Raw genomic sequence first — 23,402 nt, 5'->3', positions numbered from 1 at the left:
ATAAAACCATAAACCCCCACGCGAGTCACCGTCACAACCAAACAAAGAACACCAAGCGAAGCGAGCGGTACATGCGAACCCCCACCTCTCTGGCGGCAGAGCTACGGCTCCCCACGAACTGGCTCGACTACACGATCCTCGGCATCTACTTCGTCGTGGTCCTCGGTATCGGCTTCGCCGCCCGGCGCTCGGTGAAGACCACCCTCGACTTCTTCCTCTCGGGCCGCTCGCTGCCCGCCTGGATCACCGGTCTCGCGTTCATCTCGGCGAACCTGGCCGCCACCGAGATCCTGGGCATGGCCGCCAACAGCGCCCAGTACGGCGCGTACACCGTCCACTGGTACTGGATCGGCGCCATCCCGGCCATGGTGTTCCTCGGCCTGGTGATGATGCCGTTCTACTACGGCAGCAAGGTCCGCTCGGTGCCGGAGATGCTGCTGCTGCGCTTCGACAGGGCGGCCCACCTGCTGAGCTCGATCCTGTTCGCGTTCGCCGCGATCCTGATCGCCGGGGTGAACCTGTACGCGCTGGCCATCGTCGTCGAGGCGCTGCTGGGCTGGCCGCAGTGGGTGGCGATCGTGGTCGCGGGCTTCTTCGTGCTGGCGTACATCACGCTCGGCGGCCTGTCCTCGGCGATCTACAACGAGGTCCTGCAGTTCTTCGTGATCCTGGCGGCGCTGATCCCGCTGTCGGTGCTGGGCCTGAAGAAGGTGGGCGGCTGGGACGGCCTGACCGACAAGCTGACCGCGACCCACGGGGACGACTTCGTGACCGCGTGGGGCGGCACGGGCATCGGCAGCGCCAACCCGCTCGGCGCGAACTGGCTGACGATCGTGCTGGGCCTCGGCTTCGTGCTGTCCTTCGGCTACTGGACGACGAACTTCGCCGAGGTGCAGCGGGCCCTGTCGGCGAAGAACCTCTCGGCGGCCCAGCGCACCCCGCTCATCGCGGCCTTCCCGAAGATCTTCATGGTCTTCCTGGTGATGATCCCGGGCCTGGTGGCGGCGGTGCTGGTGCCGAAGATCGGCACCGCCGACTCCGACCTCCAGTACAACGACGCCATCCCGTACCTGATGGAGCGGCTGCTGCCGAACGGCGTGCTGGGCATCGCGGTGACGGGCCTGCTGGCGGCGTTCATGGCCGGCATGGCCGCGAACGTGTCGTCCTTCAACACGGTGTTCACCACCGACATCTGGGCGAAGTACGTGGTGCGGGGACGGGAGGACGCGTACTACGTGCGCTTCGGCCGGCTGATCACGGCGATCGGCGTGGCGGCCTCGGTGGGCACGGCGTTCCTGGCGTCGTCCTTCTCGAACATCATGAGCTACCTGCAGACGCTGTTCAGCTTCTTCAACGTGCCGATGTTCGTGGTCTTCGTCGTCGGCATGTTCTGGAAGCGGGCGTCGAAGAAGTCGGGCTTCTGGGGTCTGCTCGCGGGCACCACGGCGGCGATGGTCAACTACTTCGTCCTCTACAAGCAGGACGTCATCGGCATCCCCACCGACCAGGGCGCCAACTTCGTCTCCGCGATCGCCGGCTTCGTGGCGGGCGCGGTCGTGATGGCGGCGGTGTCGCTGTTCACGGCCCCCAAGACGGACGAGGAGCTGCAGGGCCTGGTCTACGGCACCGTCTCCCCCGGGATGGCCGAGCCGCCCGCGCCGGGCGACGACGCCTGGTACCGCCGGCCCGCGCTGCTGGGCTGGAGCGCGGTGATCCTGGCCGCCCTCTGCTACATCCCGTTCTCGTTCTGAGCCCTCGCGACACCTGCGGGAGGATGGAGACACCATGTCCGAGCACTTCGAACCGTCCGAGCGCGACGAGGCCGCCGAGCGGCTGCGGCGGGCGGGCTGGTCCGAGGCCGACGTCCAGCGCGAGGTCACGGAACTCGAGGAGAAGTCCGCGACCGCGGCCCGGATCTTCGACCTGCGCCGCATCATCGGCGGTCTGTTCGTCGTCTACGGCGTGATCGTCACGATCGCCGGCCTCACGGACGGCGACGCGGAGATCGACAAGGCCCAGGGAATCAACATCAACCTGTGGACGGGCCTCGGGATGCTGGCCCTCGGCCTCTTCTTCCTGGCCTGGCTGAAGCTGCGGCCGGCGGCGCCGGTCACCCCGAAGCTCCCGCCCGAGGCGATGGAGGGGGAACCGCCTCAGGGCGGATAGCAGCGGGGCGGACGGCAGCGGGGCGGCTGCGGGATCCGCGTGCACGGAACCCGGAGCCGCCCCACGTCATGGCCGTGACCGACCGGACCGGTCCTCGGTCCTAGTCGTCCCGGTCGGCGACGTTCACGTTGACGGCGTCGTCGCCGTTGTTGCAGATCTGCTGGGTCGCCGTCTGGTTCGACGAGGAGCCGAGGAGGGGGAGGTTCAGGTTCGGGATGTTGATGAGACCGAACGAGATGTTCTCCACGTGGTTGGCGCACTGCCGGGAGTCGCCGTCGGAGCCGGCGACGCCGGCGGAGGCGATCCCGGCCCCGGCCATGCCGAGGCTGGCGATCATGGCAGCCACGAGAGCGGTCTGGTGAAGCTTGCGCATTTACATTCCCTTTTCGGCTGAGTGGCGTGTTTCGTCACCGAGTGACGCGATCCGTCACTGAACGAAACGGTACGGTTACACACCGTATATGCCGATTGTCCGATTCGCACCTCAGCCACCGCGGATCAGCTCCGTTCGAAGCAGTGCGAGCGGCCGACGACACGGAATCCGCGACGCTCGTACCAGTGGCGTGGCCAGTCCGCCGCGTCCGCGGTCAGGAACCGGGTCCCGCAGCCCTGGTCGGCGGCCATGCGCAGGGCGGTGCCGAGGACGGCGTCGCCGTGGCCGCGCCTGAGGTGTGCCTCCGAGGTGACCAGGTCCTCGATCTGCGCCGTGCCGGACGCCGGGTCCATATAGAGGTCCGCCCAGGCGGCGACCTCGCCCTCCTCCGTGCGGGCGCCGAGGAACCGGACGACGTCGGCCCCGCGGCGACGCGCCTCGCGCCGGTCGACGAGGTGGCGGACGACCTCGTCGTCGACGTCCGGGAGGAAGCCCCGCCAGCGCCGGGCCAGGGGGACCCGCAGCGCGTCGAGGCCCACTTCCCGGGCCGCTCCGCCGCCTGCCGGCACCGGGCCCGTGTGCAGCATGACCAGCAGGACGGAGTGGGTGTACCCGGCCCGGATGAGCGGCTGCGCGCACGCGCCGGCGACGTCGTCGTCGAGGACGGAGATCATGCGGAACGGCAGATGCCCCAGCGCCCGCTCCGCGAGGGCGGGCAGCGCCTCGGGGTCCACGGCCGCGTCGACGACGACCTGGTTGTCCGCGTGGGAATGCGCGAAGGAGTCGTTGTGCACGGCGAACCCGCCCGGCAGGTCGACGACGCGCGCGGCCTGACGGCGGGCGAAGGCCGACACAAAGGCGTGGATCCGCTGCAGTTCCGGGGTGGGCATGGAGAGAGCCTAGACAGCCCCGGACCCGGCCCGCCCCGAATTACCCCTCGCCCGGGCCCCGCCCGGGCGAGGGGGACACCGGCGACGGGGACCCGGGCGTCGGGGACCCTGGCGTCGGCACGAACAGGCACAGCCGGTACGTGGTGGGACGGTCCGAGCGGCCGCACAGCGTGTCGATACGCACCGCCGCCGCGTCGATCCGCGGCTGCGCCGCACGCACGCGCAGCAGCGCCGCGCGCAGCTCGGACCGGTCCCGCGTCTCGAGCAGCACGTCCCAGCGGCCGTCAGTGCGCTGTGCCGGCGCCGGGCTCCGCTGCCGTTTCCGCTTCCGCTGACCCGGCATCGCGGCTCGCCCCGTTCGTCGTCGCATCGGTGCCGCACCCGGCGATCTCACCGCTTCGTGCCGCCGCCACCAGGGCGATCGTCAGGATGACCGCCCAGCCGACGAAGTGCGACGACAGCGGGTAACTCGCCAGGGTGTAACCGTCTCCGGTCAGGAAGGCGACGTACAGCGCCGCGACCGGCAGCCCCGCGGTGAGTGCCGCCAGCAGGCCGCGCAGCGGGGCCCGCGCCAGCAGGCGGCGCGGGGCGATCGCCAGGGCGAGACCGGTGGCCGTGCCCAGGGCGACGCCCACCGCCATGCTGCCCAGCGCCGCGTACCCGCCCGCGGTCGTCAGCGCCCACGCGGTTCCGTACAGGCCGCCGGTCAGGAAGACGAAGGCAGCGACCAGGCACAGCAGGCCGAGCGTCCCCGCGGGCCACGCCCCGATGAGGACGCCGAGGCGTGCGCCCCGCCCGACGACCGTACGTGCTCGCACCGGCCCTACTCCGCTTCCGTCGCACGGTCGCGGGAGGTGTGCGGCAACGGCCCCGCGCGGTCCAGCAGACCCGTGCGCGCCGCGAGCGCCGCCGCCTCCAGGCGGGAACCCACGCCGAGCTTCATCAGGACCCGCTGCACGTGGGTGCGGGCCGTGGACGGGGCGATGCCCATGCCGGCGGCGATCAGCCGGGTGTCCTCGCCGTCGGCTACGCGGACCAGGACCTCCACCTCCCGCGGGGTGAGCATCTGCAGCAGCCGCTGGCCCTCGTCGTCCGGCTGGGCCACCGGGTTCAGCAGTTCGCCGAACGCGCCCTGCAGCAGCTGCGGCGCCACCGCCGCCTCGCCCGCCCGCGCCTTCATGATGGCCCGCTCCACGCCCTCTATGCGCTCGTCATGGCGTACGTAGCCGGAGGCGCCCGCCGCGAAGGCCGCGGCGATGCCGCGCGGGCTCGGCACCGGTCCGAGGACCAGGACCGCCACCTGCGGGCGCTCCCGCTTGATGCGGACCACGGGATCGAAGACGCCCGGTTCGGCCGGCGCCGCCGTGCCCAGCAGACACACCTCGGGCGCGCGGGTGATCACCAGCTCCGCCGCCCCAGCGGTCGGCGCCGCCGCGGCGAGCACCCGGTGCCCCCGCAGTTTGAGCGCCGAGGCCAGCGCCTCGGCGAGCAGGCGGTGGTCGTCGACCACCATCAGCCGCACTCCCATCGAGCAACCCCCCCAGTCCCCCCATGGATGCCCACACGGATCCACGCGGACCCACACGCACCCACGCGGACCCACGCGGACGAACAAAGGGCGCCCCCCGGCACCCCTGTCTTCATGCCCCCGGAAGCTACACGCTTGTTCGACGTTGCGCTCCCCCTACCGGCGAGAACTGCCCGGATCGCCGAAATTCCTCTCACGAGGGCGACGTTGGCGATAAATGAGCGGGCCCCGCCCCCGAGCTCGCATCTGCTCGGGGGCGGGGCCGTCACGGCGATCCGTACGATCAGCTGCCCGCGGTGCCGAATCCGACCGCGAGGTACTCGGGGTCGCCGCCCGAGGAGGCGTCGTCGTCGACGTACACCTCCGACATGTACAGGCGTCCCTGTGCGAAGAGGACCTCGGAGTACTCGGGGGACAGGCCGGTCTCCAGGTCGTGCACCGCGTCCGTGGCCGCGTTCTCCAGCAGCACGGTCTCCTTGAAGGAGCCGCCGTCGACGCTGACGACCTGTCCGCCCTTGTCGTACGGCGGCCTCTTGTACGCGATCAGGTTGCTGCCGTCCATGCGCAGCGGGTAGATCGTGTAGCCGTCGCCGGCGTCCGCGCGCTGACCGGTCTGTTTGCCGGTGGCCAGGTCGAAGGCGACGACCTCGTTCGTCCGGCCGTGGCTGCCGCTGCCGTCGTGCTCCTCGGTGGGCACGTAGATGCGGTCGTTGCCGACGGCCAGGCCCGTGCAGGCCTCGATCCTGGTGATGCCCTCGCAGTCGGCCGCGTACTCGGCCCCCGGCACCGAGATGCGGGTGCGCAGCTTGCCGGTCTTGTTGTCGATGGAGAAGAAGTCCGAGATGCCGCTGCCGTCCCCGGCGCTGTCGCCGACGTCGGCGGCCACCACCAGGGGCTCGGTGGAGACCACGGACGCGTAGTCGATGCCCGTGGCCAGCTTGTACTCGGAGAGCACCTTCCCGGAGACGGGGTCGATGGTCTGGATGTGCAGCTCGGGGTTGTCGTACGCGCCGCACTTGCGCACGGCCACCAGCTTGGGGCCGCCGCCGTAGCCGGCGTCGTAGCAGGTGTCGGCCGGCTTCGGCGACCAGAGCACCTTGCCGGAGTCGACGTCGAAGGCGGCGCCGCCCTCCGTGCTGCCCACGGCGACCGTGTTCGCGCTGACCGTGACGTTGTCGAAGTCGATCGCGTAGTCCCCGGAGGTGACGGTCTTCTTCCACAGCTGCTTGCCGGCGGCGAGGTCGATCGCCGCGATCTGGTCGCAGCGGGCCGTCTTGGCGGTGCTCGACTGGAAGACGACCGCCGTGCGGTGGTCGTCGGTGGCGAACCTGCTGGCCTCGCACACCGGGCCCGGCAGCGCGATCGACCAGAGCTTGGTGCCCTTCGCCGGGTCGTAGCCGGTGATCCCGTTGACGCCCGTCTTCACGTACGCCTTGTCGGTGAGCCAGGAACCCCGGACGCCGACGTTGTCGTCCTTCTTGACCACCGGCATCGCAAGCTTGAAGAGCACGTCGGAGGACGGGTCGGCCGGCGCCTTCTCGCTGCCGCCCGAGGTCGTGCCGCCGGTGCCTCCTCCCGTGTCCCCCTTGTCGCCCCCGCCGCCGTTCGCGCCGCCGGAGCTCGCCGCCTCCTCCTTCTTGCCGCCGCCGGAGTTCGCGTACCAGACGCCGCCGCCGACGATCAGCGCGATCGCGACGACCGCCGCGACGATGATCGCCACCTGTGCGTTGATCTTCCGGCCGGGACCCGCGGGGCCGCCGCTCCCGACGACCTGCGGCTGCATGGGCACGGTCGGCTGCCCCGGGTAGCCGTAACCGGGCTGACCCGGCTGTCCGGGCTGACCCGGATAGCCGTAGCCCGGCGGCTGGCCGTAGGGGTTCGTCTGGGGCTGGCCGTAGGGGTTGGGCTGCGGCTGGCCGTACGGACTCGGCTGCGGGTGGCCGTACGCGGACGGGCCCGGAGCGGGAGCGCCCGGCTGGGCCGGATAGCCGTAACCGGGGCCGGCCGGGGGCGCGGCGGGCCCGCCCGGTCCGCCGGGGGCCTGCGGGTAGCCGTAGCCCGGCTCGGGCTGCGGCGGCCCGGACGGGGCCGGCGGCGGAGGCGTCGACGGCGAGGCCCCAGCCCCCTGCCCCGGGGCCGGGGGTTGGGGCGGGGACTGCGGCTCCGGGGCCTTCGACAGGTTCGGCGCGGGCGGCTGCGGCGCGGCGTTCTGCGGTACGGAGTCCTGCGGTACGGAGTCCTGGGGCGTCGCGTCCTGCGGTGGCTGCGGCGGGCCGAAGCCGCCCTGCTGCGGGGGCTGGTTCGGGGGCTGGTTCGGCGGCGGGGGCGGCGGCTGCGTCATGGTGTGGGTACCTCAGGGGAAAACTCGGGGAGCCCGGAAAGGCGGAGGAAGCGGAGAAGGCGGGGAAACACGCAAGGCGGCCCCGGACGGACGACGGCGGAAGCCGGGAGGGCGGCGGCTCGCCTCACTTGCCGTAGGCGAGCATCAGCTTCTCCTTCGTGTCGTCGTTGCCCGTCAGCCGGGTGGTGGAGATGTAGAAGCGCCCGCCGACCCAGTCGACGGCACGCGAGTAGAAGCCGTTCTCGATCTTGACCGTGCTCTCGGGCAGCTGGAGCAGCTTCGTGGGCGTGTGCGCGGAGCCCGCCGTGGGGATCGCCACCACCTGACCGGGTGCGTCGTACGACGGCTGGACGTACGCCACGAGGTTCCCGCCGTCGACCCGCACCGGCTGCATGGCCTCGTCGGCCGGGGACTTCACCCGCCACTTCTCCTTGCCGGTGGACAGGTCGATCGCCACGATCTCGCCCGGACCGCTCTTCGCGTCGGTCGGCAGGTAGAGCGTGTCGGCGTCGGACGCCGTGCCCTGGCAGCCGGTCAGATTGCGCTGCAGGAAGCTGGAGTCGCAGTCGGGCGCGAAGTCCTCGTCGAAGCCGACCTGCGAGCGGTAGGAGCCGTTCGCCTTGAACGTCGAGATGTTCCAGGAGTTCTTGTCCTTGTTGGTGCTGTAGACGACCAGCGGGTCGACGGAGTACGTCTTGCCGACGCTCCACCCCTTGTCGAACTTCTGGGTCCACTTGACCTTGCCGGTGGCCGGGTCCAGCTCCTGGATCTCGTCGTGCTCGGTGGTCTTGGTCGCGTCGCAGGACGCCACCGAGATGAGCCGGGTTCCGCCCGCGAACGCCGTCGGGAAGCACGCGTCGCCGTACTTCTGCTTGTCGTACAGCTTCTTGCCCGTGCGGACGTCGTACGCCGTGCCGGACTGCGAGCGGCCCACCATCAGCGTGTTGCCGGCCAGCGACAGTTCGACGCTGATGGCGCTGTCGAACAGCGCGCCGTCCGCGACCACGCCCGTCCAGCCCTTGGCGCCGGTGCCGAGGTCGACCTGCTGGAGCTGGTTGCACTTGGCGCGGTCGCTGGTGCCGCTCATGTAGGCGACGACGACCTTGTCGTCGGCCGTCTTCTGCGGGGTGACCGCGCAGATCTTCTGCGGGAACGTGAGGGCGGGCCAGGTCGGCCTGCCGTCCGCCACGTTGTACGCGACGACCTGCTTGTAGGCGGCCTTCACGGCTGCCTTCGGGGTGATCCACATGCCGGGGGCGTCGGCGCCGGAGGCGGGCGCGTCGGGCGCCTCCTTGTACCAGAGCACCTTCGCCTCGCCGGACTTGCGGCCGGCGTTGAAGTCCTGGTCGTCCTCTTCGCCGTCGCCGCCGCCGTCACCGGGGTTGACCGGGGCCGCGCTCGTGCCCTTGTCGTCGCCGCTCGGGCCGGCGACGGGCTTCTTCGGGTCCTTGTCGCCGCCGTTCGTGACCGCGAACACCGCGCCGCCGATGACCAGCAGCGCCACGACCGCGGCCCCGACGACCAGTGCGGGCCGCCCCTTGAACGGGTTGCGTCCGCCCGCCGGGACGCCGGGCGCGCCGGGGAACTGGGGCTGCTGCGGGTAGCCGTAGCCGGGCTGCGGGGCGTAGGGGCCGGCGGCCTGACCGTACGGCCCCTGCTGCCCGTAGGGGCCGGGCTGTCCGTAGGGGCCGGGCTGCTGGGGCTGTTGCCCGTAGGGGCCGGGCTGCTGCGGGTAGCCGTAGCCGGGCTGCGGCGGCTGGGCGGGCGGCCCCTGGGGCGGCTGCGGCGGTATCTGCGGAGCACCGAAGCCGCCTTGCGGCGGCTGCTGCTGCGGCGGCCCCGGCTGCTGGTGCGGCTGATCCTGCGGTGCTCCGAAACCGCCGGGCTGCGGCGGCTGACTGGGCGGCTGGGCCATCGGCGTGTTCCCCCTGGTCACTGATTTTTAGCCACGCCTCCGGGCCAGTGACCACCCGGAGCCGTCCTCAGAAGGTTCTCGGACGGCTCTTTCTATCACCCGGCGCCGACGGCCCCCGGGGCCGCTCCACCCCTGTTCCCAAGGGAGGACCGCCCCGTGATGCCGTCGTTATGCGTCTTCACGCACCCTTCACGCGTCCTCGGCGAGATCCAGCCACCGCAGCTCCAGTTCCTCCCGCTCACCGGCCAACGCGCGCAGTTCGGCGTCGAGTTCGGCCACCTTCGCGAAGTCGGTGGCGTGGGCGGCGATCCGGTCGTGCAGCTTGGTCTCCTTCTCGGAGACCTTGTCCAACTGCCGCTCGATCTTCTGCAGTTCCTTCTTGGCGGCGCGCTGGTCGGCGGCGCTCTTCTCGGGCGCGGCCTTCTGCGCCACCGCCGGGGCGGCGGAGGCGGCCGCGGCCTCCTCCATGCGCTGCCGGCGCTCGATGTACTCGTCGATGCCGCGCGGGAGCATCCGCAGCGCGGCGTCGCCGAGGAGGGCGAAGACGCGGTCCGTCGTGCGCTCGACGAAGAAACGGTCGTGAGAGATGACGATCATCGAGCCGGGCCAGCCGTCGAGCAGGTCCTCGAGCTGGGTGAGGGTCTCGATGTCCAGGTCGTTGGTGGGCTCGTCGAGGAAGAGGACGTTGGGCTCGTCCATCAGCAGCCGCAGGATCTGCAGTCGGCGGCGCTCGCCGCCGGACAGGTCGCCGACCGGCGTCCACTGCTTGTCCTTGTTGAAGCCGAACGTCTCGCAGAGCTGCCCGGCGGTCATCTCCCGGCCCTTGCCGAGGTCGACGCGTTCGCGCACCTGCTGCACGGCTTCCAGCACCCGCAGGTTCGGGTCGAGTTCGGCGACCTCCTGGGACAGGTAGGCGAGCTTCACCGTCCTGCCGACGACGATCCGGCCGCCCACCGGCTGGGTCTCGCCCTCGGTGCGCGCGGCCTCGGCCAGGGCCCTCAGCAGGGAGGTCTTGCCGGCGCCGTTGACGCCGACCAGACCGATGCGGTCACCGGGGCCGAGGTGCCAGGTGATGTGCTTCAGCAGCACCTTGGGGCCGGCCTGCACGGTGACGTCCTCGAGGTCGAAGACCGTCCGGCCGAGCCGCGAGGAGGCGAACTTCATCAGCTCGCTGCTGTCGCGCGGCGGCGGCACGTCCGCGATGAGCTCGTTGGCGGCCTCGACGCGGAAGCGCGGCTTGGACGTGCGCGCGGGCGCTCCGCGCCGCAGCCAGGCCAGCTCCTTGCGGACCAGGTTCTGCCGCTTGGTCTCCTCCGTCGCGGCGATCCGCTCACGCTCCGCGCGCGCGAAGACGTAGTCGGAGTACCCGCCCTCGTACTCGTGGACGGCGCCGCGCTGCACGTCCCACATGCGGGTGCAGACCTGGTCGAGGAACCAGCGGTCGTGGGTGACGCAGACGAGCGCGGAACGGCGCTCGCGCAGATGCCGGGCGAGCCACGAGATGCCCTCGACGTCGAGGTGGTTGGTCGGCTCGTCCAGGACGATGAGGTCCTGCTCCTCGATCAGCAGCTTGGCGAGCGCGATCCGGCGGCGCTCACCACCGGAGAGCGGGCCGATGACGGTGTCCAGGCCCTGCGGGAAGCCGGGCAGGTCGAGTCCGCCGAAGAGCCCGGTGAGCACGTCCCGGACCTTCGCGTTGCCGGCCCACTCGTGGTCGGCCATGTCCCGGATGACCTCGTGACGCACGGTCGCGGCCGAGTCGAGCGAGTCGTGCTGGGTGAGCACGCCGAGGCGCACCCCGCCGGAGTGCGTGACCCGGCCGGAGTCCGCCTCCTCCAGCTTGGCGAGCATGCGGATCAGCGTGGTCTTCCCGTCGCCGTTGCGGCCGACGACACCGATCCGGTCCCCTTCGGACACGCCGAGCGAGATGCCGTCGAGCAGCGCACGGGTCCCGTACACCTTGCTGACGTTCTCGACATTGACCAGATTGACGGCCATTTCACTCCTGCGCATCGGGGTCGGACAGCCTTTAAGCCTACGGCCTGACGGGTGAGGCACCGGGCGCGAGGGGTTGGTCACTCTTTGTGATGACATCGTTCGGGACCGGGCCGCTACCGTGGAGGTCGGGCAGCAGGATCCCGTCCATGGGAGGAACCATGACCGCCGAGTCCGTCAAGCGCCGCGTTCAGTGGCCGGTGCCGCCGCAGGACGGCTACACCGTGGACGACCTGTTCACCCTGCCTGATCTCCCGCCGCACACCGAGCTGATCGACGGGAGCCTGGTTTTCGTGAGTGCCCAGCGCATCTTCCACGCTGATGCCATCGACATGCTGATCAGTGGTCTTAGGCGCACGGCACCGCCCGAGCTGAAGATCAAGCGTGAGATGACTGTCGTGATCGACAGCCGCAACGGGCCTGAGCCGGACATCTCCGTGGTGCGCGCGGAAGCCGTCACCGACCGACGCCAGACCCACTTCAAGGCGTCCGACGTGCTGCTCGCCGTCGAGGTGGTGTCACCGGATTCCGAGGCGCGCGACCGCGACACCAAACCGCACAAGTACGCGGCGGCCGGTATCCCGCACTTCTGGCTCGTCGACATGGCGGGCCAGAACGACCACCCGGTCGTCCAGGTCTACGAACGCGGCGAGGCCACCGGCACCTACGCGCTGACCGGCATCTACCACGACCACGTCAAGGTCAGCGTGCCGTTCGACATCGACATCGACCTGACCTCCATCGACGCGCTCTGAACCCCTGGTGACATCCCCGTGACGCCCCCGGCGAGACCCCGCTGAGACCCCCGGGCGGCGGCCTCAGAGGACCGTCGCCCCGGGGACCGGCCCGGACGCAGTCCGCACCGCACGGCACGTGCCCGACGCCCGCAGCGCCCGTGCCGTCTTCTCCCCCGCCTCCGCGTCCCGCACGAGGAAGGCCGTCGTCGGCCCCGAGCCCGAGACCAGTGCGGCCAGCGCTCCCGCCCCTCGCCCCGCGTCCAGGGTCTCGGCGAGTTCCGGGAAGAGCGAGAGCGCGGCGGGCTGGAGGTCGTTGGAGACGGTGGCCGCGAGGGCGTCGGGGTCGCCCGTGGCGAGGGCGTCGAGGAGCGCGCCGGAGGCGACCGGTTCGGGGACGTCCGTTCCCCGGGTGAGCCGGTCGAACTCGCGGAACACCGCCGGCGTCGACAGCCCCCGTCCGGCCATCGCGAACACCCAGTGGAAGGCTCCGCCGGTCTCCAGGACCGTCAGCTTCTCGCCGCGCCCGATGCCGAGAGCCGCCCCGCCGACCAGGCTGAACGGCACATCGCTGCCCAACTCGGCGCAGATGTCGAGCAGTTCGTCCCGGGTGGCGCCGGTGTCCCACAGCGCGTCGCAGGCCAGCAGCGCGCCCGCGCCGTCCGCGCTGCCGCCCGCCATGCCCCCGGCGACCGGGATGTCCTTGGCGATGTGCAGATGCACGTCGGGAGTACGGCCGTACCGCTCGGCGAGGGCGATCGCGGCCCGCGCCGCCAGGTTCGTGCGGTCCAGGGGCACCTGGGCCGCGTCCGGGCCCTCGCAGGTGACGCGGAGCCCGTCGGCCGGGGTCACCGTGACCTCGTCGTACAGGCCGACCGCCAGGAACACGTTGGCCAGGTCGTGGAAGCCGTCCGGGCGGGCCGCGCCCACCGCGAGCTGCACGTTGACCTTGGCGGGCACCCGTACGGTGACGCCGGCGCTCACACGGAGTCCTTCTGTCGGTGCTCGGCGATCCGGGCGAACTCCTCGACGGTGAGGGCCTCGCCGCGCGCCTGCGGGGACACCCCGGCGGCGACCAGGGCCGTCTCGGCGGCGGCCGCCGACCCCGCCCACCCGGCGAGCGCGGCCCGCAGGGTCTTGCGGCGCTGGGCGAAGGCCGCGTCGACGACGGCGAAGACCTCGCGCCGGGACGCCGTGGTCACGACCGGCTCGGACCGCCGCACCAGCGAGACCAGCCCGCTGTCCACGTTCGGCGCCGGCCAGAAGACGTTGCGGCCGATGGCTCCGGCCCGCTTGACGTCGGCGTACCAGTTCGCCTTCACGGACGGCACGCCGTACACCTTCGAGCCGGGGCCCGCGGCGAGCCGGTCGGCGACCTCCGACTGGACCATGACCAGGGTGCGTTCGATGGTCGGGAACGTCTCCAGCATGTGCAGCAGCACGGGCACGGCCACGTTGTACGGCAGGTTCGCGACGAGCGCGGTGGGGGCGGGGCCCGGCAGCCCGGTCACGTGCATCGCGTCGGAGTGCACCAGCGCGAACCGCTCCGCGCGCTGCGGCATGCGGGCGGTGATCGTCGCGGGCAGCGCGCCGGCCAGGACGTCGTCGATCTCGACGGCCGTGACCCGGTCGGCGGCCTCCAGCAGGGCGAGGGTGAGGGAGCCGAGTCCGGGGCCGACCTCGACGACCACGTCGTCGGGCCGGACCCCCGCGGTGCGGACGATCCGGCGGACGGTGTTCGCGTCGATCACGAAGTTCTGGCCGCGCTGCTTGGTGGGCCGCACGCCGAGGACGGCCGCCAGCTCACGGATGTCGGCGGGGCCCAGAAGGGCGTCGGAAGGGGGGCTGCTGCTCACGGGGACAAGGGTACGGGGCTGCAAGGACGCCCCCGCACCCCCGCCGTCCCCCGTGCCGGGGTGGGCCTGTGCGGTGGGGTCAGCCGTGCAGTCGCCGTCCGCAGTGGGGCCAGGGGCTCGCGCCGCGTCGCACGTACAGCTTCTTCGCGCGGAGCGTCTGCTCCGCCGCCGGGGCGTCCTGGGGCCGTCCGCTGCCGCCGAGGCTCTGCCAGGTGCGGGTGTCGAACTGGTAGAGCCCGCCGTAGGTGCCCGAGGGGTCGACGGCGCCGGGCCGGCCGCCCGACTCACAGGCCGCGAGTGCGCGCCAGTCCAGGCCGTCGGCTCCCTGCACCGACGACGGCAGCGGCTTCGTGCCGACCCTCACGCGTTGCTCGCGCGGCTCGCGCACGATCTCGTCGCTGATCCGCCGGGGCTTCTGCCGCACGCCGTTCACGGACCGCAGGGCGTAGGTGATGCGCCGCAGTCCCGGCTGTCCGGCCCGTTCCACCACTTCCGTGCCCTTGAACAGCGAGGGGTCCTCGGTGCGGCGCACCTCGAACGGGATCTGCTCCTCGCGGACCTCCTGGGAGCCGGTGATCCGCAGCACGGTGACCGTCTGGCCGTCGCGCGGGAAGCTGCCGGGCTCGACGGAGGTGGTGTCCTCGCCGCGCAGGGTGATCCCGGCGGCCGCGACCGCCTCGCGCACGGTCGCCGCGTTGGTGCGGATGGTGCGGGCCCGGCCGTCGGCCATGACCGTGACGGAACGCTCGGTGCGCACGTCCAGCGCCAGCCCCGCGCGTCCGATGCGCTGGGAGCGCGAGACGGACATGTACGCGCCCTCCGCCCGCACCCCGAGCTGCCTGAGCGCCTCCTCGACGGTGTGCGCGGTCGTCCACCACTCGTGCCGCTGCCCGTCCAGGGTGAGCCGGACGGGCCGCCCGTAGTGCACGGTGATCTCGTCGCCGCTGGCGAGGTCCGTGCCCGCGGCGGGTGCGACCACGTCGTGCTCGCCCACCCGCACGCCCTCGTCCGCGAGGAGTTCGCCCACGTCGTCGGCGAAGGTGTGCAGGGTGCGCGGCTTGCCGTCGACGGTCAGCTCCACCGCCTTGTCGTCGGCGACGAACGCGGTGGTGCCGCCGGCCAGGAACGCGACGACGAGGGCCTGCGGGAGCAGCCGTCGCATCGCGGACTCCGGACGCTCGGCGTCACGGGCGCGGCGTCGGCGGTCGGCCCGCCGACCCGTGCCCGGCGCCTGAGCCGGCAGCGCCGGTACCGCGAGCGGGAGAACCGGCTCGGTCAGCTGCAGCGTCCGTGGGGGCTCGGCCGGGGCGGGCTGCGCGTCGTACGCCTCGTCCGCCGCGTACTCCTCGTACGAGGGGCGGTACGTGTCGTCGTACGTCCCGGGCGCCGCGTACACGCCGTACGCGACCGTCTCGGCGTTGTGCAGGTCGACCTGCGTCCCGCCGCCGTACGGCCCGTACTCGAGGTACTGCGAGTTGCTCACGCCGACACTCCAGGGGTGGGGTCCGGATCGGGCCCCCAGAACCTAGCGGAGCGACGGTCACTCTCCAAAGTGGCGCGGCTACCGAGCGTGGTGTTCGACGCGTGTGTGCGGGTCAGTACCCGAACGCACGTGCCGTGTTGGCGGCGAGAGCGGCGGCCAGGACGTCCTCGCCGACGCCTCGCACGGCGGCCATGGCACGCACGGTGACGGGGATGAGGTAGGGGGCGTTCGGGCGTCCGCGGTAGGGCGCAGGGGTGAGGAACGGGGCGTCGGTCTCCACCAGGAGCAGTTCCGCGGGGGCCGCGGCGACGGCGTCCCTGAGGTTCTGGGCGTTCTTGAAGGTGACGTTGCCGGCGAAGGACATGAAGTAGCCGGCGCGGGCGCAGATCTCGGCCATCTCGGCGTCGCCGGAGTAGCAGTGGAAGACGGTCCGCTCGGGGGCGCCCTCCTCCTTCAGGACGCGCAGGACGTCGGCGTGCGCGTCGCGGTCGTGGATGACCAGGGCCTTGCCGTGCCGCTTGGCCATCTCGATGTGGGCGCGGAAGGAGCTCTCCTGGGCTTCCCTGCCCTCGGGGCCGGTGCGGAAGAAGTCGAGTCCGGTCTCGCCGACGCCCTTGACGTGCGGGAGCGCGGCGAGGCGGTCGATCTCGGCGAGCGCCTCGTCGAGCGCCGCCATGCCGCCCGCCTGGCGCACCTCCTGCCGAGACCGGCCTCCCCCGGCCCCTGGGGGCTGGGAGGCGCCACCGGAGTCTCCCTGCACGATCCGCGGCGCCTCGTTGGGGTGCAGGGCGACGGCGGCGTGCACGCTGTCGTGCGCCGCCGCGGTCTCGGCCGCCCACCGGGAGCCCCGGACGTCGCAGCCGACCTGGACGACCGTGGTCACGCCGACCGACGCGGCTTTCGCGAGGGCCTCCGCCACCGTGCCCGACTGCATGTCGAGATGGGTGTGGGAGTCCGCGACCGGCACCCCGAGGGGGGCCGGAAGCGGCGGCGCGGCACTCTTGTCGGCGCGGTCGCCGGCGTTCGAAGACATGCCCCGATCCTACGGAAAGGGCCACGGAGAGGGCCGGGGAAGGGTCCGCCCTCCCCGGCCGGTTCCCGGCTAGCTCGCCTTGCGGAAGGGGTGCAGCAGGTCGGACAGGTGCCAGTGGTGCTGCGGCTGTCCCGCCGGGCGCCCCTCGGGCTGCCCCTCGGCCGCCGTCACCGGCGCCTGGACGGGTCCGGCCGGGGACGCCTTGCGCTGACGGGCGGCGCTGAGCACCGAGGAGACCTGACCCGCCCGCATGATGCGCACGACGTGCCCGTCGCAGTTCTGACAGGCCGGCCGGCTCAGCGGCGACGGCACGACACGCCCGTTCGCCACGTAGAGGACGAACTCGTGGCCGTCGGCGTCGGTGTGGTGCTCGATCTCGTACGACTGTTCCCAGCCGTGCCCGCAGCGCATGCAGGCGAAGGAGTACGACTCGTTGACGACGGCGCTCGCACCGCCGCGGAGGCCGGTCTGCCCTGTGATGTCACTCATGGCCGCTCCCGTGGTCCGCTGGTGGGACGGTTCACGTCCCGTCGTCCAGTGGACGCCTCCCCCACGGCGAATGCACTCGACCTGTGCACTGTTGAAGGCGATTTGGGTGTCCCTTGCCCCAGGACCCGGGGTCCTTTGCCCGCGCATGGGGCGCACGCTCAGACGACATGCGCCCTGCTCAGAGGGGGTGTGAGCCCCTTCACAACACCTCGGTATCAGCCGTCACAGCACGGCCGGGACAGCGGTCACAGCATCGCCGGGACAGCGGTCACAGCACGGCCGGGACAGCCGTCAGAGCGCACCGGAGTTCTTCGCCGCCACCACCGCGTCGAACACCTCGCGCTTGGGGAGTCCGGCCTCCGCCGCGACCGCCGCGATGGCCTCCTTGCGGCGTTCGCCCGCCTCCTCGCGCACCCGCACGCGCCGCACCAGTTCCGTCGCGTCCAGCTCCTCGGGTCCGCGTTCCGGCGCGCCGGTGACGACGACGGTGATCTCGCCCCGCACGCCCTCGGCCGCCCACTCCGCCAGTTCGCCCAGCGGGCCGCGCTTCACCTCTTCGTACGTCTTCGTCAGCTCACGGCAGACGGCGGCGCGCCGGTCCGCGCCGAACACCTCGGCCATCGCGGCGAGGGTGTCGTCGAGCCGGTGGGGGGCCTCGAAGTAGACGAGCGTGCGGCGCTCGTCGGCGACGTCGCGCAGCCGCGACAGCCGTTCGCCCGCCTTGCGCGGCAGGAACCCCTCGAAGCAGAACCGGTCGACGGGCAGTCCGGACAGGGCCAGCGCGGTGAGCACCGCGGACGGCCCGGGGACGGCGGTGACGCGGACGTCCTTCTCCACGGCGGCGGCGACCAGCCGGTAGCCGGGGTCGGAGACCGAGGGCATCCCGGCGTCGGTGACCAGCAGCACCCGTGCGCCGCCGACGAGTTCCTCGACCAGCTCGGGGGTGCGGGCGGACTCGTTGCCCTCGAAGTAGGACACCACCCGCCCCTTGGGCGTCACGCCCAGGGCCTGGGTCAGTCGGCGCAGTCGGCGGGTGTCCTCGGCGGCGATGACGTCGGCGACCGTCAGTTCCTCGGCGAGGCGCGGCGGGGCGTCCGCGACGTCGCCGATCGGCGTGCCGGCGAGGACGAGGACTCCGGGGGCGGTTCGGGGCGTAGCTGTCACGTTTCCATCCTCGCAGGGGGAGAGACACGGGACTCACACAGACGTGTTCCCTACGATGGCGCGGTGACCAGTACCGCGTCCTCCATGGACTCCACGGACTACCGGCAGGACCCGGCGCCGCACGACCGGCGGCCGTCGTGGCAGCAGCGGCTGCGCCGTTTCGGCTACCCGGCGCAGTCCTCCGCCGATGTCCGGGAGCGTCTGCTGCCGCCGTTCGCGCAGCCCAGCCCGCGGCTGTGGCAGGCGCTCGGCGTCCCGTACCGGTGGGCGGACCGGATCGTCCGCTGGTCGTCCTGGCTCGGTCCGCTGCTGGTCACGCTGCTGGCGGGCGTGCTGCGGTTCTGGCACCTGGGCAGCCCCAGGGCGGTGATATTCGACGAGACGTACTACGCGAAGGACGCGTGGGCGATCGTCCACCGCGGGTTCGAGGTCAACTGGGACAAGAACGCCAACGACGCCATCCTCTCCTCGGGCGGTCATGTCACGATCCCGGGGGACGCGGCGTACGTCGTGCATCCGCCGGTCGGCAAGTACGTGATCGGGCTGGGCGAACTGCTCTTCGGGTTCGATCCGTTCGGCTGGCGGTTCATGACGGCGGTGCTCGGCACGCTCAGCGTGCTGATGCTGTGCCGGATCGGCCGCCGCCTCTTCCGCTCCACGTTCCTCGGCTGCCTCGCGGGCGCGCTGATGGCGGTGGACGGCCTGCACTTCGTGATGAGCCGCACGGCCCTGCTCGACGGGGTGCTGATGTTCTTCGTGCTGGCGGCGTTCGGCTGTCTGGTGGCCGACCGGGACCAGGCGCGCGCCCGGCTGGCGGCGGCGCTCGAGCCGGACGCCGACGGCCGCTGCCGCCCGGACGCCCACGTCGCGGAGACGACCCGCATCGGGTGGCGCCCCTGGCGCTGGGGGGCGGGCCTGATGCTGGGTCTGGCCATCGGCACGAAGTGGAACGGCCTGTACATCATGGTCGCGTTCTGCCTGATGGCGGTGTTGTGGGACGTCGGCTCGCGCAAGGTGGCGGGCGCCCGGCGTCCGTACCTGGCGGTGCTGAAGCGGGACACGGGCTTCGCGTTCCTCGCGACGGTGCCGGTCGCGCTGGTCACGTACCTGGTGTCGTGGACGGGCTGGATCCTGTCCGCCACGGACGGCAAGGGCGGTTACTACCGCAACTGGGCGGCCACCGACGGCAGGGGCGGCAGCTGGACGTGGCTGTTCCCCGACTGGTGGCGCAGCCTGTGGCACTACGAGCACGAGGTGTACGAGTTCCACACCCACCTCACGTCGCCGCACACGTACCAGTCGAACCCGTGGAGCTGGCTCGTCCTCGGCCGCCCGGTCTCCTACTTCTACGAGTCCCCGGCGCCCGGCGCGGACGGCTGCCCGACGGACGCGGGCGAGAAGTGCGCGCGCGAGGTGCTGGCCATCGGCACCCCGCTGCTGTGGTGGGCGGCCTGTTTCGCGGTGCTGTTCGTGCTGTGGCGCTGGCTGTTCCGCCGTGACTGGCGTGCGGGGGCGATCGTCTGCGGCATCGCGGCCGGCTACCTGCCGTGGTTCATGTACCAGGAACGCACGATCTTCCTCTTCTACGCCGTCGTCTTCCTGCCCTTCCTGTGTCTGGCCGTGGCCATGATGATCGGCGCCCTCGTCGGTCCCCCGGGTTCCAGCGACACCCGCCGTGTAGCGGGCGCCACGGGCGCGGGCGTCCTGGTCCTCCTGATCGCCTGGAACTTCATCTACTTCTGGCCGCTCTACACCGGCCAGGCCATCCCGATCGACGACTGGCGTTCACGGATGTGGCTGGACACGTGGGTCTAACGATTGCGGAAACTCCCGCCCCGTGCGCCACGTCAGCGCTTACTGTGAGGCTGAGCGCGGTTTTCTGAACGCGTTCAGAAAAGACCCGCGAGGGTCGCCACGGGGAGGACGGGGAGGACGCGGACCATGCGTAAGGGGGCCAAGGCGGCCATAGTCGGCTCGGTGTTCGCCGTGATGGTGGGCGGGGCCGGCTACGGGGCGTTCAACATCGTGAGCGCGCTGAGCGACACCGGCGGGAGCGGCGGGTCGGGAGGCGCGGAGCCGGTGGCCGTGAAGAGCGGACCACCGAGCGACTCCGAGGTGAAGGACACCAGCGCCGCGTTCTTCGCCGCCTGGGAGAAGGGGCAGGCCACCACCGCCGCCGATCTCACCAACAACGCGGCGAAGGCCGGGCCGCTGCTGACCTCGTACGGCCAGGCCGCGCACATCACGGCCGTGAAGATCACACCGGGCAGAGCGGCCGGCGACAGCGTGCCGTTCTCCGTGAAGGCGACGGTGTCGTACGACGGGAAGTCCAAGCCGCTCGCCTACCGGAGCCGGCTGACGGTCGTGCGGGGCGTCACCACCGGCAAGGCGCTGGTCGACTGGCAGCCGTCGGTCGTCCATCCCGCGCTCAAGAACATGGACGACACCCTGGTCACGGGCGACTCGTCGGCGCCGTCGATCGAGGCCGTGGACCGGGACGGCAAGGTGCTGACGAAGGACAAGTACCCCTCCCTCGGGCCGGTCCTGGACCAGTTGCGCGCCAAGTACGGGGCGAAGGCGGGCGGGACGCCGGGCATCGAGCTGGCGATCCGGCACGCCACCGCCGAAACCGCCGACACCCCGCTGCTGACCCTCGCCGAGGGCAAGGCGGGCAGGCTCCCCACGACCCTCAGCGCGAACGTGCAGGCGGCGGCGGAGAAGGCGGTCCAGAAGTACCCCGAGTCGTCGGTGGTGGCGGTCAAGCCGAGCACCGGCGAGATCCTGGCCGTCGCCAACAACCGCGCCGACGGCTGGAACGCCGCGTTCCTGGGCGAGGTCGCACCCGGCTCCACGATGAAGATCGTCAGCGCGGCCACCCTCATCGACAACGGGCTCACCACCGCGAACGGACCCGCGCCCTGCCCGTCCTCGGCCGTCTCCGAGAGCCAGACCTTCAAGAACATCAAGGGCATGAAGCCCGACGAGGGGGCGACCCTCTCCGAGAGCTTCGCCCGCTCCTGCAACACGGCGTTCGTGAAGTTCGCGGACGAGGTGAAGGTCGACTCGCTGACGAACGAGGCCCGGGACCACTTCGGCATCGGCCTCGACTGGCAGACCGGCATCCCGTCGTTCGACGGCTCCGTCCCGGCGGCCGGCGGCCCGGACACTGCGGCCGGCCTGATCGGCCAGGGCAAGGTCCAGATGAACCCGCTGAACATGGCCTCGGTGACCGCGACCGCGATGACCGGAGCCTTCCGGCAGCCGGTGATCGTGCCGCTGGGCCTCGACGGCCGCGACCCGGCCCACGCGAAGGGACTGTCCGCGGGCACCGTCCAGCAGCTGCGCTCCATGATGAACCGGACCGCGACCAGCGGCACCGCGGCCCAGGTCATGGCCGGTCTGAGCGGCCGCATCGGCGCGAAGACCGGCTCCGCCGAGGTCGACGGACAGGCCCGGTCCGACAGCTGGTTCACCGGCTACCGGGGCGATGTCGCGGCCGCCGCCATGACCCAGGACGGCGGCCACGGCGTCGACGCGTCGGGGCCGATCGTCGTGGAGGTGCTGCGGGCCGGCTGACCCGGAACCGAAGTGGCCGACGTCACCTATGACGTCACTCCCCCGCGACGGGACTCTAGGCTGTTGCCGTCGTTGGGGTCGGTGAGGGCAACGAGGGCAGCGGGGCGGGGGGAAGCCCCAGGGGATCCGGAGGATCGCACGCAGTGGGCAAGAGAAGGCGCGTCGAAGAGCAGCGCAGCAAGCGGCGTCCCGCCGTGGCCGGCGGCATGATCGCCGTCGTGGTCGCGGGCGCCGGGTTCGGCGTCTACGCCCTGTACGGCGGCGGGGCGGCGGCCGACGACGGTTCCGCCGCGGCCGCAAACGGCAAGCAGGTGCCGCGGGTCAGGGCCGACCCGCCGTCGGCGGCCGAGGCCAAGGCCGTGGCCGAGCGGTTCCTCACGGCCTGGCAGGGGGGCAAGGTGGCCCAGGCGGCCGCCGCCACGGACGACTCCGCGGCCGCCTCCGCCCTGCTGACCGGCTACGGCAAGGACGCCCACGTCATGGGCGTCGCCCTCGGCGCCGGGGAGGCCAAGGGCGCCAGAGTCCCGTTCTCGGTGAAGGGCACGGTGACGTACAAGGACGTCAGCAAGCCACTGTCGTACGCCAGTGCGCTCACCGTGGTCCGCAATCCGAAGAACGGGAAGGCGCAGGTCGACTGGCACGCCTCGGTCGTCCACCCGGATCTGCAGGACGGCGACCGGCTCGTCACCGGCGCGTCCGGGACCCCGCCGGTCAAGGCCGTCGACCGCGACGGCGGTGAGCTGACGACCGCGAAGTACCCCTCCCTGGCACCGGTGCTGGACGGACTGCGGGAGAAGTACGGCAAGAAGGCCGGCGGCAAGGCGGGCGTCGAGCTCCAGGTCGTCCGAGGCAAGGCGGCCAAGGCGAAGAAGGCCTCCGACAAGACGCTGCTGGAGCTCAGCAAGGGCACGCCGGGCACCGTGAAGACCACGCTGAGCGCGGCCCTCCAGGCGGCCGCCGAGCAGCAGGTGGCGAAGACCGCGAAGTCGTCGGTCGTCGTGCTGCGCCCCTCCACGGGCGAGATCCTCGCCGTGGCCAACGCCGGTCACGGCTTCAACACCGCGTTCAACGGCTCGCTGGCGCCCGGCTCCACGATGAAGGTCGTCACGTCGTCGCTGCTCATCGAGAAGGACCTGGCGTCGGCGGACAAGACGCACCCCTGCCCCAAGACGTTCACCTACGGCGGCTGGAAGTTCCACAACGACGACGACTTCGAGATCACCGGCGGCACGTTCAAGGCGAGTTTCGCGCGCTCCTGCAACACCGCCTTCATCAGCCAGGCGCCGGAGCTGGACGACGACAGCCTGACCAAGCAGGCGCAGCAGGTGTTCGGTCTGTCGATGAACAACTGGGCGATCGGCGTCCCGTCCTTCGACGGTTCGGTGCCGGTGCAGTCGAAGGCGCAGATGGCGGCCTCGCTGATCGGCCAGGGCGGGGTCCGGATGAACCCGCTGAACATGGCATCGGTCGCCGCGACCGTGAAGTCGGGCTCCTTCCACCAGCCGTACCTGGTCGCCCCGTCCGTGGACGACCGCGCGCTGGCGAAGGCGTCACGCACGATGTCGGCGGCCACGCTGTCCCAGCTGCGGGAGCTGATGAACTACACCGCCGCGGCCGGCACCGCCGCCGAGGCGATGTCCGGCCTCGGCCCCGACTACGGCGCCAAGACGGGCTCCGCAGAGGTCGACAACCAGGACAAGCCCAACGGCTGGTTCACCGCCTACCGCGGCGACCTGGCGGCCGCGGGCGTCGTCCAGGCGGGCGGCCACGGCGGGGACACGGCCGGCCCGATCGTGGCGGCGCTGCTGCGGCTGGGCGGCTGACAGCCGGGACCGCGCGAACGGGCCACGGACCCGTTC

Annotated in this window: 20 protein-coding genes; 6 read left to right on the top strand and 14 right to left on the bottom strand. The window is 71.9% G+C overall.

What is annotated here, in order from left to right; genetic code table 11:
• The first annotated feature begins 71 nt into the window (after nt 1-71).
• Together OHS82_RS24545 and OHS82_RS24540 are read left to right on the top strand one after the other, a co-directional pair.
• Nucleotides 72-1,751 carry a sodium:solute symporter family protein gene (locus OHS82_RS24545; protein ID WP_057578689.1) on the top strand — a complete coding sequence of 560 codons (1,680 nt, stop codon included), beginning with the start codon at nt 72-74 and terminating at the stop codon, nt 1,749-1,751.
• A gap of 34 nt (nt 1,752-1,785) precedes the next feature.
• Nucleotides 1,786-2,166, top strand: a complete 381-nt coding sequence (locus OHS82_RS24540; protein WP_057578694.1) for a hypothetical protein — start codon at nt 1,786-1,788, stop codon at nt 2,164-2,166.
• A 100-nt stretch (nt 2,167-2,266) separates the two neighbouring features.
• Here the strand turns inward: OHS82_RS24540 and OHS82_RS24535 are convergent, their stop codons facing one another.
• The 8 genes from OHS82_RS24535 to OHS82_RS24500 form a co-directional block, all read right to left on the bottom strand.
• Nucleotides 2,267-2,539, bottom strand: coding sequence for a hypothetical protein (locus tag OHS82_RS24535; RefSeq protein WP_057578696.1), 273 nt, complete (start codon nt 2,537-2,539; stop codon nt 2,267-2,269).
• Nucleotides 2,540-2,664: 125 nt separating this feature from the next.
• Nucleotides 2,665-3,429 (bottom strand): GNAT family N-acetyltransferase, encoded by a 765-nt coding sequence (locus OHS82_RS24530; protein ID WP_057578698.1) that lies wholly within the window; start codon nt 3,427-3,429, stop codon nt 2,665-2,667.
• Between the two features lie 40 nt (nt 3,430-3,469).
• Entirely contained in the window at nt 3,470-3,700 is a 231-nt protein-coding gene (locus tag OHS82_RS24525; RefSeq protein WP_242433150.1) for a hypothetical protein, read from the bottom strand.
• 13 nt (nt 3,701-3,713) lie between these two features.
• Nucleotides 3,714-4,247, bottom strand: coding sequence for a hypothetical protein (locus tag OHS82_RS24520; protein ID WP_057578702.1), 534 nt, complete (start codon nt 4,245-4,247; stop codon nt 3,714-3,716).
• A gap of 5 nt (nt 4,248-4,252) precedes the next feature.
• Nucleotides 4,253-4,957, bottom strand: a complete 705-nt coding sequence (locus tag OHS82_RS24515) for a helix-turn-helix transcriptional regulator (RefSeq protein WP_328434481.1) — start codon at nt 4,955-4,957, stop codon at nt 4,253-4,255.
• Nucleotides 4,958-5,240: 283 nt separating this feature from the next.
• On the bottom strand, nt 5,241-7,298 hold the full coding sequence (locus tag OHS82_RS24510; RefSeq protein WP_328434480.1) for an outer membrane protein assembly factor BamB family protein: 2,058 nt from the start codon (nt 7,296-7,298) through the stop codon (nt 5,241-5,243).
• Between the two features lie 124 nt (nt 7,299-7,422).
• A complete protein-coding gene (locus OHS82_RS24505; RefSeq protein ID WP_328434479.1) occupies nt 7,423-9,213 on the bottom strand; it encodes an outer membrane protein assembly factor BamB family protein in 1,791 nt (596 codons plus the stop codon).
• A 189-nt stretch (nt 9,214-9,402) separates the two neighbouring features.
• The gene (locus OHS82_RS24500; RefSeq protein WP_057578707.1) at nt 9,403-11,211 is read right to left on the bottom strand and encodes an ABC-F family ATP-binding cassette domain-containing protein; all 1,809 of its coding nucleotides are present in this window, start codon (nt 11,209-11,211) and stop codon (nt 9,403-9,405) included.
• Between the two features lie 158 nt (nt 11,212-11,369).
• Between OHS82_RS24500 and OHS82_RS24495 the strand changes: the two genes are divergently transcribed.
• Entirely contained in the window at nt 11,370-11,963 is a 594-nt protein-coding gene (locus OHS82_RS24495) for a Uma2 family endonuclease (RefSeq protein ID WP_057578708.1), read from the top strand.
• Between the two features lie 63 nt (nt 11,964-12,026).
• On the opposite strand, the gene OHS82_RS24490 is transcribed toward OHS82_RS24495, so the two are convergent.
• The 6 genes from OHS82_RS24490 to rsmI form a co-directional block, all read right to left on the bottom strand.
• A complete protein-coding gene (locus OHS82_RS24490; RefSeq protein ID WP_328434478.1) occupies nt 12,027-12,926 on the bottom strand; it encodes a 4-(cytidine 5'-diphospho)-2-C-methyl-D-erythritol kinase in 900 nt (299 codons plus the stop codon).
• Nucleotides 12,923-13,798, bottom strand: a complete 876-nt coding sequence (gene rsmA, locus OHS82_RS24485; protein WP_057578711.1) for a 16S rRNA (adenine(1518)-N(6)/adenine(1519)-N(6))-dimethyltransferase RsmA — start codon at nt 13,796-13,798, stop codon at nt 12,923-12,925. Before rsmA ends, OHS82_RS24490 begins: the two co-directional genes overlap by 4 nt.
• 79 nt (nt 13,799-13,877) lie before the next feature.
• Nucleotides 13,878-15,281, bottom strand: a complete 1,404-nt coding sequence (locus OHS82_RS24480; protein WP_057578714.1) for a resuscitation-promoting factor — start codon at nt 15,279-15,281, stop codon at nt 13,878-13,880.
• Nucleotides 15,282-15,393: 112 nt separating this feature from the next.
• On the bottom strand, nt 15,394-16,314 hold the full coding sequence (locus OHS82_RS24475) for a TatD family hydrolase (RefSeq protein ID WP_057578715.1): 921 nt from the start codon (nt 16,312-16,314) through the stop codon (nt 15,394-15,396).
• Nucleotides 16,315-16,383: 69 nt separating this feature from the next.
• A complete protein-coding gene (locus OHS82_RS24470; protein ID WP_057578717.1) occupies nt 16,384-16,803 on the bottom strand; it encodes a hypothetical protein in 420 nt (139 codons plus the stop codon).
• A gap of 291 nt (nt 16,804-17,094) precedes the next feature.
• A complete protein-coding gene (gene rsmI / locus OHS82_RS24465; RefSeq protein WP_057578719.1) occupies nt 17,095-17,967 on the bottom strand; it encodes a 16S rRNA (cytidine(1402)-2'-O)-methyltransferase in 873 nt (290 codons plus the stop codon).
• Nucleotides 17,968-18,030: 63 nt separating this feature from the next.
• Here rsmI and OHS82_RS24460 point away from each other — a divergent pair, with 63 nt between their 5' ends.
• The 3 genes from OHS82_RS24460 to OHS82_RS24450 all read left to right on the top strand — a co-directional run bounded on the left by OHS82_RS24460 (nt 18,031) and on the right by OHS82_RS24450 (nt 23,366).
• Nucleotides 18,031-19,782, top strand: a complete 1,752-nt coding sequence (locus tag OHS82_RS24460) for a dolichyl-phosphate-mannose--protein mannosyltransferase (RefSeq protein WP_328434477.1) — start codon at nt 18,031-18,033, stop codon at nt 19,780-19,782.
• Nucleotides 19,783-19,908: 126 nt separating this feature from the next.
• Nucleotides 19,909-21,543 carry a penicillin-binding transpeptidase domain-containing protein gene (locus OHS82_RS24455; protein ID WP_328434476.1) on the top strand — a complete coding sequence of 545 codons (1,635 nt, stop codon included), beginning with the start codon at nt 19,909-19,911 and terminating at the stop codon, nt 21,541-21,543.
• A gap of 143 nt (nt 21,544-21,686) precedes the next feature.
• Complete coding sequence (locus tag OHS82_RS24450) at nt 21,687-23,366, top strand: penicillin-binding transpeptidase domain-containing protein (protein ID WP_057578749.1); 1,680 nt, start codon at nt 21,687-21,689, stop codon at nt 23,364-23,366.
• Nucleotides 23,367-23,402 lie beyond the last annotated feature (36 nt).

Origin of the sequence: Streptomyces sp. NBC_00425 (assembly GCF_036030735.1) — a bacterium.
Classification (GTDB): domain Bacteria; phylum Actinomycetota; class Actinomycetes; order Streptomycetales; family Streptomycetaceae; genus Streptomyces.
The sequence above is the reverse complement of the archived record's forward strand: the minus strand, read 5'-3'. Positions and strand labels throughout refer to the sequence as shown.